Source organism: Gryllotalpicola daejeonensis, assembly GCF_039538145.1.
Lineage (GTDB): Bacteria > Actinomycetota > Actinomycetes > Actinomycetales > Microbacteriaceae > Gryllotalpicola > Gryllotalpicola daejeonensis.
Genome location: NZ_BAABBV010000001.1, coordinates 969,983 through 983,717, shown reverse-complemented (window position 1 = coordinate 983,717; position 13,735 = coordinate 969,983). Strand labels below are relative to the sequence as shown.

The 13,735-nt window shown below is 69.8% G+C and carries 15 protein-coding genes; 3 read left to right on the top strand and 12 right to left on the bottom strand.

Annotation, left to right across the window (positions count from 1 at the left end):
* Positions 1-20: 20 nt before the first annotated feature.
* On the bottom strand, positions 21-2,129 hold the full coding sequence (locus ABD736_RS04905) for an alkaline phosphatase family protein (RefSeq protein ID WP_344790622.1): 2,109 nt from the start codon (positions 2,127-2,129) through the stop codon (positions 21-23).
* A gap of 319 nt (positions 2,130-2,448) precedes the next feature.
* Here ABD736_RS04905 and ABD736_RS04900 point away from each other — a divergent pair, with 319 nt between their 5' ends.
* Positions 2,449-3,198: a GntR family transcriptional regulator gene (locus tag ABD736_RS04900; protein WP_344790621.1), complete on the top strand. Its 750-nt coding sequence runs from the start codon at positions 2,449-2,451 to the stop codon at positions 3,196-3,198.
* Positions 3,199-3,220: 22 nt separating this feature from the next.
* Here the strand turns inward: ABD736_RS04900 and ABD736_RS04895 are convergent, their stop codons facing one another.
* From ABD736_RS04895 to ABD736_RS04865, 7 genes are all read right to left on the bottom strand, one after another.
* Positions 3,221-4,747, bottom strand: coding sequence for a L,D-transpeptidase (locus ABD736_RS04895; protein ID WP_344790620.1), 1,527 nt, complete (start codon positions 4,745-4,747; stop codon positions 3,221-3,223).
* 165 nt (positions 4,748-4,912) lie between these two features.
* Entirely contained in the window at positions 4,913-5,302 is a 390-nt protein-coding gene (locus ABD736_RS04890; protein ID WP_344790619.1) for a hypothetical protein, read from the bottom strand.
* Positions 5,303-5,421: 119 nt separating this feature from the next.
* Positions 5,422-6,147 (bottom strand): response regulator, encoded by a 726-nt coding sequence (locus ABD736_RS04885; RefSeq protein ID WP_344790618.1) that lies wholly within the window; start codon positions 6,145-6,147, stop codon positions 5,422-5,424.
* Positions 6,144-7,388 (bottom strand): sensor histidine kinase, encoded by a 1,245-nt coding sequence (locus tag ABD736_RS04880; RefSeq protein ID WP_344790617.1) that lies wholly within the window; start codon positions 7,386-7,388, stop codon positions 6,144-6,146. Before ABD736_RS04880 ends, ABD736_RS04885 begins: the two co-directional genes overlap by 4 nt.
* Positions 7,389-7,449: 61 nt before the next feature.
* Complete coding sequence (locus tag ABD736_RS04875; RefSeq protein WP_344790616.1) at positions 7,450-8,124, bottom strand: SDR family NAD(P)-dependent oxidoreductase; 675 nt, start codon at positions 8,122-8,124, stop codon at positions 7,450-7,452.
* Between the two features lie 28 nt (positions 8,125-8,152).
* Complete coding sequence (locus ABD736_RS04870; RefSeq protein ID WP_344790615.1) at positions 8,153-8,689, bottom strand: hypothetical protein; 537 nt, start codon at positions 8,687-8,689, stop codon at positions 8,153-8,155.
* A gap of 18 nt (positions 8,690-8,707) precedes the next feature.
* A complete protein-coding gene (locus ABD736_RS04865; protein WP_344790614.1) occupies positions 8,708-9,268 on the bottom strand; it encodes a type 1 glutamine amidotransferase domain-containing protein in 561 nt (186 codons plus the stop codon).
* Positions 9,269-9,382: 114 nt separating this feature from the next.
* Here ABD736_RS04865 and ABD736_RS04860 point away from each other — a divergent pair, with 114 nt between their 5' ends.
* Positions 9,383-10,264 carry a manganese catalase gene (locus tag ABD736_RS04860; protein ID WP_344790613.1) on the top strand — a complete coding sequence of 294 codons (882 nt, stop codon included), beginning with the start codon at positions 9,383-9,385 and terminating at the stop codon, positions 10,262-10,264.
* A gap of 10 nt (positions 10,265-10,274) precedes the next feature.
* Positions 10,275-10,799 (top strand): metallophosphoesterase family protein, encoded by a 525-nt coding sequence (locus ABD736_RS04855; protein ID WP_344790612.1) that lies wholly within the window; start codon positions 10,275-10,277, stop codon positions 10,797-10,799.
* Here the strand turns inward: ABD736_RS04855 and ABD736_RS04850 are convergent.
* From ABD736_RS04850 to ABD736_RS04835, 4 genes are read right to left on the bottom strand one after another with little or no spacing between them, the layout of a single operon-like run.
* A complete protein-coding gene (locus tag ABD736_RS04850) occupies positions 10,723-11,121 on the bottom strand; it encodes a hypothetical protein (protein ID WP_344790611.1) in 399 nt (132 codons plus the stop codon). The genes ABD736_RS04855 and ABD736_RS04850 overlap by 77 nt on opposite strands.
* A 5-nt stretch (positions 11,122-11,126) precedes the next feature.
* On the bottom strand, positions 11,127-11,579 hold the full coding sequence (locus tag ABD736_RS04845) for a hypothetical protein (RefSeq protein WP_344790609.1): 453 nt from the start codon (positions 11,577-11,579) through the stop codon (positions 11,127-11,129).
* Complete coding sequence (locus ABD736_RS04840; RefSeq protein WP_344790608.1) at positions 11,579-12,718, bottom strand: zinc-dependent alcohol dehydrogenase; 1,140 nt, start codon at positions 12,716-12,718, stop codon at positions 11,579-11,581. Before ABD736_RS04840 ends, ABD736_RS04845 begins: the two co-directional genes overlap by 1 nt.
* On the bottom strand, positions 12,715-13,698 hold the full coding sequence (locus ABD736_RS04835) for an SDR family NAD(P)-dependent oxidoreductase (protein WP_344790607.1): 984 nt from the start codon (positions 13,696-13,698) through the stop codon (positions 12,715-12,717). The genes ABD736_RS04840 and ABD736_RS04835 overlap by 4 nt, the downstream gene beginning before the upstream one ends.
* Positions 13,699-13,735: the final 37 nt, after the last annotated feature.

The following is a 13,735-nucleotide window of genomic DNA, read 5'->3' as shown; positions in this document are numbered from 1 at the left end:
GTGCCGACGACATCGTGTGCTCAGGCCTGGGCGACGCGGCCCGCGTAGCGCTGCTTCCAGCCCTCGACCTCTGCCGCCGTGATGATCACGTCGTAGTAGCCGGCCTGCGTCGGCCAGGTGAGCTTGGTCGAGCGGTGCGCGCCGACCGAGATCGTCTGGTTGCGGCCGACGAAGTCGTTGGCCACCAGCTTGTAGGTCACCGCCCGGTCGCCGTCGTTGTGCAGCTCGATCGCGACGTGCTGGCTGTCACCGTGACCGCGCACCAGGTCGACCTCGATGCGGGGAACCGCGGTGCCGGTCTGGCCGTCGGGCACGACCTGACCCGCGAAGCTGCGCACGAAGCGGTCGGGGCCGTAGATCGAGAAGGCGTAGCCGCCCTCGGTCGTCGTCGTGTCCCACGTGTACTCGCGCGGCTTGGTGTTCGTCACCGTGTACGGCGTGCCGTAGAGCGACTGCGGCTGGTACTTGTCGGCGAAGACGAGCATGCTGGCGCCCTTGCCGGGGCGGCCGCCGTCGAAGGTCATCTTCGCGGTGACCTTGCCGGTCTTGCGGTCTTCGACGAGCTCGGCGTGCTGGTGGAACGGCAGCGGGCGCACCTTGAGCGGGCCGATCGCCTTCTGCACCGGCATCACCTGCTCGCCGACGGCGGGCTGGGGGACCGGGGGAAGCGTCGCGTCCTTCGCGGCGATGGCGAGCACGGATTCCGCGGACGGCAGCTCGGGGAAGGAGTTGTCGAATCGCGAGAAGTCGATCGCCGAGAGCATGTCGCCCGAGACGCTGCGTCGCCAGTTGCTGATGTGCTTGCAGATCGCCGGCTTGCCGAGGGCGGTGGTCCACTGCTCGAGCAGCATGATCGTCGAGGTGTGGTCGAAGACCTCGGAGCACACGTAGCCGCCGCGGGTCCACGGCGAGATCATCACGAGCGGCACGCGGCCGCCGAAGCCGGGGTTCAGGCCGACGGCGCCCTCGCCGGGCGTGCCGTCTTCCGGAATCGCCGGCAGCACGTGGTCGAAGAAGCCGCCCTGGCCGACGCGGTTCGCGCCGTTCGGCTCGTCGTAGTTGAGGATGATGAGCGTCGAGTCCCACAGCTCGGAGTTGTCGTGGACGGCCTGGATCACGCGGCGGGTGTACGCGGCGCCGTTGTCGGGCGCATTGTTCGGGTGCTCGGACCAGGCGGCGGGTGAGGTGATCCACGAGACCTGCGGAAGGGTGCCTGCCTCGCAGTCGGCGATGAAGTCGCGCAGCACGTAGTCGAGGTTCGAGCTGTTGTTGGCCTGATCGGCCGGCGGGGTGGTGTAGCCGTTGGTGATGCCGCCGCGCGCGAGCAGCCCCTTGCCGGGCTCGAAGTCCTCGTCAGAGGCCGTCTTCGGGTTGAACCGTGCGAAGTCGCGCAGCAGGTTGTCCTCGAAGTCGCCGAACCAGCCGGTGTCCGTGTTGTTGTCGACGTACATCTGCCAGCTGACGCCGGCCTTCTGCAGTACCTCGGGGTAGGTCTCCCACTGGAAGAGGAACTGGCCGTTCTGGTTGTTGTTGATGCGCGGGCCGCCGCCGAGGGTGCCGTCGGGGTCGTTCGTGCCTGTCCAGAACATGATGCGGTTCGGGTCGGTGCTCGTGTTGAGCGAGCAGTAGTAGTGGTCGGCCACCGTCCACGCCTTGGCGATCGCGTGGTGGAACGGCACGTCCTCTTCCTCGAAGTAGAACATGCGGCTCGAGGTGTTCTGCGCGTTGTACTTCGTCGTGTCGGCGCGGTAGGGCAGCAGGTAGCCCTCTGCACGGCTGTTCGGCTCATAGAAGTTCGTCTGGCCGTTCTGCCAGACGAGCGCCTGCTTGTCGCCGAAGCCGCGCACTCCCGGCAGGTCGAGGGTGCCGAAGATGTGATCGAACGAGCGGTTCTCCTGCATGATGATCACGACGTGCTTGAGGTCGGCGATCGTGCCGGTGCGGCCGCGCTTCGACGTGGTCTTGGCGGTGGTCGCTGCGTCGGCAGCCGAGGACGCCGAGCGCTCGATGCCGAGACCGGCGGCGCCCGCCGCGCTCACGGCCGCGGCGGCGATGCCGGCGGACTTCAGGATGTTGCGGCGGGTGAACCCGGCGCCGGTGTGTACAGGCTTGTCCTCGTTCTCGGCCATGGGCTGGTCCTTGTCTCGTCAGTGGTGCGGAACTCGAAGGGGAGAGTCGAGACCCAGCGAATCGCGGCGGCCAGGGGGCCAACAAGGCTTGTGCAGACAAGTTCACCGATGGTTCCGACGGGTGCGCGTACGCCGCGGCTGAGTGGCCGAAGAGACCGACTCAGGTGACCGGAAGTTGAATGAGCTCGCCGCCCGATGCGGGGATTTCAGGCATCCACCCCCGTTCGCGTGACAGGCGGGCGCGACCCACTGTTCACAGTGGGGCGGGGGATGCCTGCACCGGCGCTCTTTCGCAACCGGGGCTCGCTATTCTGCGCACATGTCGCACGCGATCATCGACGCCGCTCATCGCGAGGTGTCCCTGGATCTCGAGCAGCGCATCATGACCGGCGAGTTCCCGCCGGGGTCGCGCCTGCCCAGCGAAGAGAAGCTCGCGCAGGAGTACTCCACCACCCGTTCTCGCGTGCGGCACGCGCTGTCGGCGCTCGCCGAGAGCGGCCTCGTGAGCTCACACGCGAACGCCGGCTGGTTCGTGCAGAACGGCAGGCAGTCCTGGGGCGTCGGTGCGATGCGCACGTTCTCCGAGTGGTGCGCGAGCAACGGCCGTGCCCACGGCGGCCGCATCGTGCACCGGGAACGAGGCGCGGCCACGGCGACCGAGGCGCTCAAGCTCGGCATCCGCCGTGGTGACCAGGTGCTGCGCTACACGCGGGTGCGCACGATCGACGACCGGCCGGTGATGGTCGAGCACAGCACGTGGGCGCCGTGGGTCACGCACGTCGTCGAGGGCTTCCCTGACGACGTCCCCTCCGTCTACGGTGCGATGGCCACGGCGGGTGTTCGCATCGAGCTCGGCGACCATCGGATCGAGGTCGATGCCGCGAGCAGCGAGGATGCCCGGCTGCTCGGCGTGCGCCGATCGAGCCCGGTGCTGCTGGTCACCCGCTCAGGAATCGTCGCGGAGGGCCTCACGGTCGAGTGCTCGACTGATCGCTACATCCCCGGCCTCGTCGCGTTCGACGTCAGCCGTTCCGACATCTCGAAGGCGTTCCTGCGCGGCCGCGGCTGAGCCCAGTGTCGGCAGTGGGCGCCTACTCGTGCACCCACACCTCGGTGCCGACGGTCGCGAACTTGTAGACCGTGAGCGCGTCGGGGATGCGCATGTTCACGCAGCCGTGGCTCATGCGTGCCCCTGGCCCGAAGTTGTTGTGCCAGTAGGTGCCGTGGAAGCCCTGGTCTCCGTCGAAGTACGAGATCCACGGAACGTTCTTCGTGCAGTAGTCGAACTGCGGGTGTTTGCCGTCGCAGTTGCCCATGTTCTGCATCTGCAGCTGGGCGTAGACGGTGTAGTGCCCGTCGCGGGTGTCGTGGCCGACCTTGCCGATGGCGATCGGGAAGGTGGCGATGAGCTTCTCGTCGCCCGACTTCGTGCCCTGGTACATGTAGGCGGCGCCGTTGCTCTTGTCGACCTCGAGGCGGCGGAAGACGGTCGTGGTCTGGAACTTCTCGACCTGGCCCTCAAGGGCGAACTTCAGGTCGCCCTTCGTCAGTGAGCTGGCGATCTGCGACGCGACGTTCGAGGTATCGCCGAGGCCGAAGCCGTTCTGCCCCTGCTGGAGCACCTCGAGCTGCTTTCCAGCCGAGTTGATGACGACCTCTGCGTTCACCGGCTTCTGGTCGATCTTCGACGGCAGCTCCGCCACGGCCGCCTGGATGGCCGACTGCTTCGGCGTCACGGTGAAATCGCCGGTGGTCGGGTCGGCCTTGATGTCGATCCACGATGCGATGGTCGCCAGCGGCAGCGACTCGGCGCGCGTGCCCTGCAGGTAGTAGCCGGCCGAATCCGCCTGAGCGTTGAGCTTCGACGCGAACGCTTCCGCCTTCGCGGTCGTCGCGGCGGCGTCGACCGTCGTCTCCTTCGGCTCGAGCGTGACGGAGGCTGCGCTGGTCGCGGCCAGGCCGATGCCCGCGGCGGTCGCCGAGGTGCTCGGCTCGGTCAGCGCCGAGCTGAGGCTCGCCGCCAGGGCGGTGATGTCGACACCGCGGCCCGGTGCGGACGGCGTCGTCGTGAACTTCGACGTCGCGCTGTCGAAGACGACCGACGCGTTCGTCGCGTCTGAGAAGAGCTGCGGTGCGGCCGCACGCAGCGCGGGCAGGGCGATCTTCGGGTCGATCGTGACATCCGCATTGGTGGGCGCGGGATTCCACGCCGCGATGTTCCACAGCGGGTGGGCGCTCTTGGCTGCGTGCGCGAGCGCGTGCGAGTCGATGGTGGCGCCGAGCTGGTCCGCGGTGAGGGTCGCGCCCCCGACGTGGATCTGCAGGTCGTCGAGGCGGTGGTCGATGGCCTTCTGCGCGGCCTCCTGCGTGGTGAGGCCGACCGGTGCGCCGGCGACGGTCACGCCCGGCGCCACCAGCAGCACGGATGCCACCACGGCGGCCGCGACGACGAGGCTGCCCGGAAGGCCGAGCCACAGACCGAGGTGCTTCTTGCGCTTCGGCTTCTCTGCGCCGATCCACGTCGGCTGCGGTGCGGCAGTGGCTGCGGGCTCGAGCGTCGCAGTCGGCGCGGTGCCGCCCCCGCCTGCGCTCTCGACTCGTGCCATGTCGTCGGTCATCTTTCTCCCCCTGCTGGCGCGTGTCTCGATTGACTGGGAAAGCGACACACGCTCACACGAGCGTACGACGCGAAACCCGTGTATCAGCAGAACCGCCGAATACAAAATGACAACGATGAGGGCGAGCGGCGGTCCGCCGCCGCCCGCCCTCACGTGCTCGTGCTGCTACTGCTCGCCGAGCGCCTGCTTCAGCGCCGCGACGTTGTAGGTGAACTTCTGGATCGCGGCATCGTTGTAGCCCGATGCGATCGCCTTCGCGAGTCGCGCCTGCTGGTCGCCGAGCAGCGCCTTCTGCTGCGCCGGCGTCAGCGTCGCGATGAACTCGTCCCAGCGGTAGGGGTGGTCGGGCAGCGGCGGCACCGGGGTGGTGGCGGCCGCGGCCGCCTGCTTCGCGGCGACAGACGCCGTGGTCACGGCCGGCGCCGTGGTCGAGGTCGGCGCCGTGGTTGACGACGCGGGCGTCGCGGCGTTCGCCGCCGCCAGGCCGCCGAGAGTGAGGCAGGCGGCGAGCACCGCTCCACCGGCGCTCATCGCGATCTTCTTCTGAGTCTTCATGGCTAGCTCCATTCGTGAGTGCCGCCGGGGAAGGCGACGCTTTCGAGCCTCGCTTTCGGGCAGTACCCGGCACATCGGCCGACCGGCGGGGGCGCCTCAGACGAAAGGCGGAACGACGACTACGACTCGAGCCAGCCCGGGCGCAGGAATCCGCTCTCATACGCGAACACGGCCACCTGCACGCGGTTGGTCGTCCCGGTCTTCGCCATCACGTTGCTCAGGTGCGTCTTCACGGTCGCCTCGCTGAGCCACAGCTGGCGCGCGATGTCGGCGTTGCTCGCGCCGCGGGCGAGCGCCCCGAGCACGTCGCGCTCGCGCGGGCTGAGCGAGTCGAGCACGGCGCTCTCACCCGGCGCGGGCGGACGGCCCGCCGTCGCGTCCGCCTCGGCGCGCAGGCGCTGCTCGAGCAGTGCGCGCGTCATCGAGGGAGCGATGAGCGTGTCGCCGGCGTGTGCGGCGCGGATGCCGGCGGCGATCAGCTCTGGCCCGGCGTCTTTGAGGAGAAATCCGGATGCCCCGGCCCGCACGCCGTCGAGCAGATAGGCCTCGTCGTCGAATGTCGTGACGATGACGATCGCGCCCGCGGTCCCGGCGGCGGTGATCGCGCGTGTCGCGGCGATGCCGTCGACGCCGGGCATCCGCACATCCATCAGCACGACGTCGGGGCGCAGCTCGGCCGAAAGGGCGACCGCGGCTGCCCCGTCGCCCGCGGAACCGACGACGGCGAGGTCGTCCTCGGCGTCGACCATCATCGCGAGCCCCATGCGCACCATGGCCTGGTCGTCGACCACCATCACGCGGGTCGGGGTCGGAGCCTGGGCGGCCGTCGCCGCGCGCGCCGTCATGCCGGGGCCGCCTGCGCGTCGAGCGGCCAGACGGACTCGCCGCGCGGCAGCACCAGCTCGACGCGCCACCCCACGGGCGACGGGCCCGCGCTGACGAAACCGCCTGCGGCCTTCGCGCGCTCGCGCATTCCGCGCAGGCCGGAGCCGCCGGCTGAGGCATCCGATCGCCCCTCGCTCTTTGTCGGCGCGACGAGCGTTCCGTTGTCCTCGACGAGCAGCACGGCGTCGCTGCCCGCAGTGAACAGCCGCACCTCGACCGAGGTGGCGGGGGAGTGCACGAGAACGTTCGTGAGCGCCTCCTGGCAGACGCGCAGCATCGAGAACTCCTGCACGGCAGACAGCCCGCGAGGCGCCTCGATGCGGGCGTGCACGTCGAGTCCGGCGGTGCGGACGCGCTCGATGACGGCCGTGAGCTCGTCGGCAAGTGTTGCCGGCCCGTGCGGGGCACCGTCGCCGGCGGAGTCGTCGCGCAGCACGCGCACGAGGCTGCGCATCTCGGCGAGCGCCTGCGGCCCGGAATCCGCGATCCATTCGACGGCGGCGCGCGGCTCGTCGGGCCGACGGTCGGCGACGCGCGCGGCCGCCTGCGCCCGCACGACGATCGCCGCCACGTGGTGCGCGACGACGTCGTGCACCTCGCGGGCGATCGCGGCGCGCTCTTCGTTCGCGATGCGCTCACGGTCGGATTCCCGCAGCCGCCCCAGCTCCTCGTTCTGGGCTCGCAACGACTCGGCGGTACGGCGCTGCCGGTACGACGAGTACCCGACGAGCGCCGCCGCGCAGACGATGCCCAGGATCATCAGCGGCTGCGACAGCCCCATCTCGCGGCCCCAGAGCGGCCACTGTTCGGGCGAGACCCGGATCCAGCCGGGGAACTGGCTTGCGAGGGCCGCGAAGCCGGCCACCGGCAGCACGGTCGCGATCGACAGCCCGGCGTCTGCGGCGAAGAACGCCGCGAGCACGAGCGGGATCGCGCGGATCTGCCCGAGTGGGAAGCTCCACAGAGGATTCGCGACGACCGCGGCCACGCCGATCAGCTGAGCCAGAGGGAAGCGGCGCCCGATGGCGATGCTCACGGCGCAGACGACCGCGACCCAGAAGTAGCCGTCGACGGGTTGCGGGTACCAGATCCCCTTCGCGCTCAGCAGCTCATAGAGCCAGACCAGCGCGGTCAGGAGCGTGAAGCCTCTCAGCAGGCGAGCGGCCCATTCGAGCGCCCAGCGCGAGAGACGGGTGACCACGCTCACAGAGTAGGGGTGCCGGGGCGCGCGGGCATCGTCCTTTCGGACGAACCCGGTCAGCTCAGTACGGCTGCACCTCGAGCTCGGTGGCGTAGGTGCGGAACTCGCCGCGCTCGGCGTGCATCTTCCACAGCAGCTCGGCGAGAACCTGCGGGTCCTTCTTCTCGTCGCCGGGAATGATGCCGCCCGGGATGATCAGCTGGGCGACGTGGATGTCGGTGTCGCGCAGCGCCTGGTCGAGCATCTCGGCGTAGGCGGTCTCGCCCGCGAACGCGATCGAGGTGCCCGCGAAGTGCTGCACGGGCTGCACTGCGCTGCCGCCGTTGACGAACAGGATCGTGCCGCGGCCCAGCACCCGCATGCCCTGCAGCACCTGGTGCACGGCGGCCACGGGGCCGAGCACCGAGAACTCGACTGCCGACTTGATGTCGTAGACCGTCGACTCGAGCAGTGGGCGCAGGAACTCCTTCTGCGGCAGCGGGTTGTAGCTGAGCACCTCGATCGGCCCGAGCTCCTGGGCGGCGAGGTCGAGAGCTGCGATCAGAGCGTCGGTGTCGCGTACGTTGGCCGCGTAGCCCTTCGCGGTGAGGCCGTCGGCGGCGAGGTCTGCCGCGAGCTCGTCGACGTGCTGCTGGCTGCGCGAGATGAGGGCGAGGCTGAACCCCTCGCGTCCGAACCGGCGGGCGAGCGCCTCGCCGAGCTGACGTCCTGCACCGATGATCGCGAAAGTGGTCATGTCTCCACGCTATCGGCCGGCTCGTGCGCTACGAGCCTTCGGGCGGGTGCAGAAGCAGCTCAGCGCGGTCGGCGAGGTAGGGCTGAAGCTCGATGAGAGCGTCAGGCTGGGTCGGGCTCCAGCGCACGAAGGCAGCGCCCTGACGCAACACCACCGGTCCGGATTGCCCGATGCGCGGCAAATCGCCCAAATCGACCGGCACGGCGTTGAAGTTGACGGTCTCCCCGGTCGAGTAGCCGCCGCGCATCGCCGCCGCCTGCAGCTCCCGGCGCTCGGCCACGGCGAGGGCGACGATCGAGCGCCTGGCCGGCTGTTCCGCGCGCACGAGTCCGCCGGTGCCATACAGGTTGCCGCGCTCGTCGAGCAGCAGCGCGCCGAGCCGCCAGACCCGTCCGAGTGGGCGCATGCGCGCCGGGCGGATGATGCCGAGGCGGCGCCTGGCCGACTCGAGCTCAGCGAGGGCCTCGGTGCGCGCGCCGCCCTCGGTGAGCGACGTGGCGACAGACAGGGTGAGGGCACGGATGCCGGCGATCAGGTCGCGCGAAGCATCCGTGCCCTCATTCACGGCTTCGATGCTAGGTCGTCACACGTGCTGGCCCTCGTGCTGCCCCTCGGCGACCTCTTCGATCAGCTTCGCCGAGAAGGCGGGAATGTCGTCGGGCTTGCGGCTGGTGACGAAGCCCTTGTCGACGTGCACCTCCTCGTCGACCCACGTGGCGCCCGCGTTGCGCAGGTCGGTCTGCAGGCTGGGCCACGAGGTCAGGGTGCGGCCGTCGACGACGCCGGCTTCGATGAGCGTCCACGGCGCGTGGCAGATCGCGGCGACCGGCTTGTGCGCCGCGAAGAATGCCTTCGCGAAGTCGACGGATGCCTGGTCGGTGCGCAGCGCGTCGGCATTCACGACGCCCCCAGGCAGCACGAGAGCGTCGAAGTCGTCGGGGGATGCCTGGCCGACCGGCAGGTCGACAGGGAACGAGTCGCCCTTGTCGACGTGGTTGAAGCCCTGCACGGTGTCGGTCTTCGGCGAGACGAGCACCGCGGTGGCGCCCGCCTCTTCGACGGCCTGCCGCGGGCCGGTGTACTCCACCTGCTCGACGCCGTCCGTCATGAGAAACGCGATCTTCTTACCAGTGATCTGAGCCATACCTGGCTCGTACCCGCCACGCGCACTGGCTAGTCATGAGCGTTTACCGGCCAGGGGGTATCGGCCCCCGAATGGGGCACGTAACGTCGCCTGCTTCAACAAGGGGAGACGCAGATGTTCTTTCACAAACAGGAGCTGCAGCACGCGGCCAGCCCGACCAAGCCGGACGCGGTGTACGCCCGGAAGCTGCAGGAGGTGCTCGGCGGCCAATACGGCGAGATCACCGTGGCGCTGCAGTACCAGTTCCAGGCCTGGAACATGCATATCCCGGGCAAGTGGCGCGATCTCGTGTTCGGGATCGGCGCCGAAGAGCTCGGGCACGTCGAGATGCTCGCCACGATGATCGCGCAGCTGCTCGAGAAGGCGCCGCTCGGCATCACCAAAGACGCTGTGCAGGACGATCCGACGGTCGCGGCGGTGATCGGCGGCACTGACATCCAGCACGCGATCGTCGCCGGAGCCGGCGCCCGGGCCGTCGACAGCATGGGTAACCCGTGGTCGGGGTCGTACCTCACGGCGAGCGGCAACCTGCTGGCTGACTTCACGGCGAACGCGAACGCCGAGATGCAGGGCCGGGTACAGGTCGCTCGGCTCTATCACATGACCGATGACCCGGGCGTGCGCGATCTGCTGAGCTTCCTCATCGCCCGCGACACCATGCACCAGAACATGTGGATCGCGGCGGCCGCCGAGCTGCGCGATGAGGGGCTGGAGGATCTGCCCGTGCCGAACAAGTTCCCGGAAAGCCAGCAGGACCAGTCGGTCGCCTACGACTACATCAACTTCTCGAACGGCGCCCAGGCCGGCGACGGTCGCTGGGCTTCCGGCCCGACGCCGGACGGCAAAGGCGAGTTCGCGTACCGGGAGGCGCCAGAGCAGGGCGTCCCGATGCCGCCGCCCACGCGGCCCGATGCGCGCTACTTCGGCACGACCGACCTGCCGAACACCGTCGAGGAGGTGGCCGCCGTCGCGCAGGACAAGCTCGACATGGAGTAGATAAGGGGTGGTGACCACCTCGCTGCTGCTGCTCGCCGACACGCACGTGCCGAAGCGCGCGCGTGAACTGCCGCCCGAGGTCTGGGCGGCCGTCGACGAGGCGGACGTCGTGGCGCACGCGGGCGACTGGGTCGCCCTCGAACTGCTGAACGAGCTCAACGATCGCGCCCGCGTGCTGCACGGCGTCCACGGCAACAACGACGGCGCCGAGCTGCGCGCTCGGCTGCCCGAGGTCGCCCGGTGGGAGATCGAGGGGGTGCGCTTCGCGGCGATCCACGAGACGGGCGCGGCGACGGGGCGCGAACAGCGCATGGACGCGCTCTTCCCCGACGTCGACGTGCTCGTCTTCGGCCACAGTCACATTCCATGGGACACCGTGACGCCTGCGGGCCTCAGGCTGCTGAACCCCGGTTCACCGACCGACCGTCGACGGCAGCCGGCCTGCAGCTACCAGCGGGTCACCGTCGCCGACGGCGCCGTGCGCGCCGTCGAGCTGGTGCTGCTGCCGCCCCGCGCGCCAGCGCCCAGGCGGTGACCAGCGCCGCTTCCGCGGCCGCGTCGAGCAGGTACAGGCGGCTGATGCGCCGTCGCGGGGCGTAGATCACGTCGATCGTGCCGAGCACGAGCGACGTTCCGACTCCGATCCGGCGCACCAGACGAAGGCTCGGGGCATCCGTGTCGGCAGTGAGCTGCACGAGCCCGACCACGAGAAGAAAGCCCGCAACCGTGCGCACCAACCAGTGATCGGTCTTGCGGCCGAAGACCGCCTCGAAGCTGCGCAGGTGCAGCAGGGGCCACAGGCCGTTCACTGAGTTGAAAGCACCCTGGGCGCGGGCGACGGCCCGAGGCTCGAGCACGACGCTCACCTGCGCCCGCGCCGCAGGCTGACCATCGCGCCGATCGCCGCGGCGCCGATGAGCCACGGTGCAGCGGCGCGCACCGGCTCGCGCTGGAAGCGGGCACCCATGCTCTCCACCCGGTCGCCGAGGATCAGCAGCAGCCAGTGCGCGGCCCGGCCCTCGCTGAAGTTGTTGTACGCGAAACGGCGGATCGCCCCGGAGACGCCGCGCAACGGCGCCACCGTGCCGAACACTGGTGTCAGCCGCCGGTGCTCGATCGAGCGCTCGCGGCCGCTCCCGCCCGGCTGCTGCTCGGGCACGTCCCAGTGCGCGCCGCTCGCCGCCGGGTCGAAGCGCTCGCGAGGCACGGCCGGGCGGTCGGCGGGGTCGCTGTCAGCACCCCAGCCGGGGATGCGGGCGCGCAGCGCCGCCTCGTCGAACTGCGGGCGCTCTGTGCCTGCGGTGTAGGGATCCATCACATCTCCAGAAGTGTCTTGATACAGCCGTCTTCCTTGCCCGAGAAGACGCGGTAGCCGTCGGCGATCTCGTCGAGGGGAATGCGGTGCGTCACGATGTCGCTCGGGGTGAGGAATCCGTTCTTGATGTGCTCGAGCAGCCGGGGCCACTGCCTCTTCACCGGGCACTGGTTCATGCGCAGCGTGAGGCCCTTGTTCATGGCGTCGCCGAACTTCACGGCGCTGAACATGGGCCCGTAGGCGCCGACGACCGACACCGTGCCGCCCTTGCGCACGCTGTCGATCGCCCAGTTGAGCGCGATCGGCGACCCGCCCTGCAGCTTGAGCTTCGTCGAGGTGACGTGCTGCAGCAGGTTGCCGTCGGCCTCCGCCCCGACCGCGTCGATCACGACGTCGGCGCCGAGGCCGTCGGTCGCGTGCTTGAGCTCGACAATGATGTCGCCGAAATGCTCGTAGTTGCGCGTCTCGGCGAACGCGAACTGGCGCGCCTTCTCGAGCCGGTAGTCCAGGCGGTCGACGACGATTACGCGGCCTGCGCCCATGAGCCACGCCGAGCGCGCCGCGAACAATCCGATGGGGCCCGCACCGAAGACCACCACGGTGTCGCCGGGCAGGATGTCGCCGAGCTGCGCGCCGAAGTAGCCGGTGGCCAGGGCATCCGTCATCAGCAGCGCGTCGCTCTCGCTCAGCCAGTCGGGGATCACGCTCGGCCCGACGTCCGCGAACGGCACGCGCACGTACTCCGCCTGGCCGCCGTCGTAGCCGCCGCACGTGTGCGAATACCCGTAGATTCCGCCGACGGCCGTCGCGTTCGGGTTCACGTTGTGGCAGTTCGAATAGAGGCCGCGCGCGCAGAAGTAGCAGGAGCCGCAGTACACGTTGAACGGCACCATCACGCGGTCGCCGGCTTTGAGGTTCTGAACGGATGCCCCGACCTCGACCACCTCGCCGATGAACTCGTGGCCGAACGTCGTGCCGACCCGAGTGTCGGGCATCATGCCGTGATACAGGTGCAGGTCGGAGCCGCAGATCGAGGCGAGCGTCACGCGCACGATCGCGTCGTTCGGGTGCTCGATCACCGGCTCGGGCTTTTCTTCGACGCCGACCTGATAAGGCCCGCGGTACACCATCGCCTTCATCGCTTCGCACCCTTCTTCGCCTTCGTCATGAACCACCAGATCGGCACAGCGGCCGCGGCGATCAGCAGCACCCGGTTCACGCCCTGGCGGGCGCCCCCGCGCCAGCCCCCGCCGACGCTCGCATCGGCGTCGGGGAAGGGCTCGAAGAGGTTGCCGCTCGTTCCCTCCGCGCGGCCGCGTGTGAACTGCGTTCGCTTCGTCAGTTGCGCGAGCTCGGCCTCCGCCACCGTCGGCGCCAGCCGGTGCATCGGCACGAATATGCGGCCGGCGGCGTTCGCGGCGACCTCGCGCGGGTGCTTCACGGCGGCGCGCACGATCGCCTTGCCCGCCGCACTCACCGGGTAGACCGGCGGCATCGCCCGCAGCTTCCGTCCGGAGCGGTTCGCCGAGTGGCGATAGGCGGGGGTGTCGGTCGTCGCCGGGATGACGACGCTCACGTGGATGTGCCGATGCCCCTCGAGGGCGAGCTCGCTGCGCACCGCCGCAGACAGCGCGCGAATCGCGGCCTTCGAGGCGCTGTAGGCCGCGGCATACGGCTGCGGCACCTCGCCGAGCACCGACGAGACGTTCACGATCGTGCCGCGGCCCGCACGCTTCATCGCGCGCAGCGCGGCGCGCGTGCCGAGCGCGGTGCCCGTGACATTGACGTCGAACACGCGGCGGATCTCGTCCGGCCGCAACTGGTCGAGCGGGCCGTAGGCGTCGACGCCGGCGTCGTTCACCCACACATCGATGCGGCCGAACCGGGCGAACGCGGTGCCGACGACGTTCTGCACCTGGGCCTCATCGCTCACGTCGGCGGCGACCGCGACGGCATCCCCGGCGCCCTTGCGCACGCATTCGGCCGCGACGTCCTCGAGCACCTGCCCCCGTCTGCTCACCAGGACGAGTTGCGCGCCGCGGCGCGCGAAGCGCAGCGCCGCATCGCGGCCGATGCCGCTCGACGCACCTGTGATCACGACGACCTGCTTCTGAGCCATGGCGGCGCGGTACCCAGGTTCCGAGCCGTACACGCAG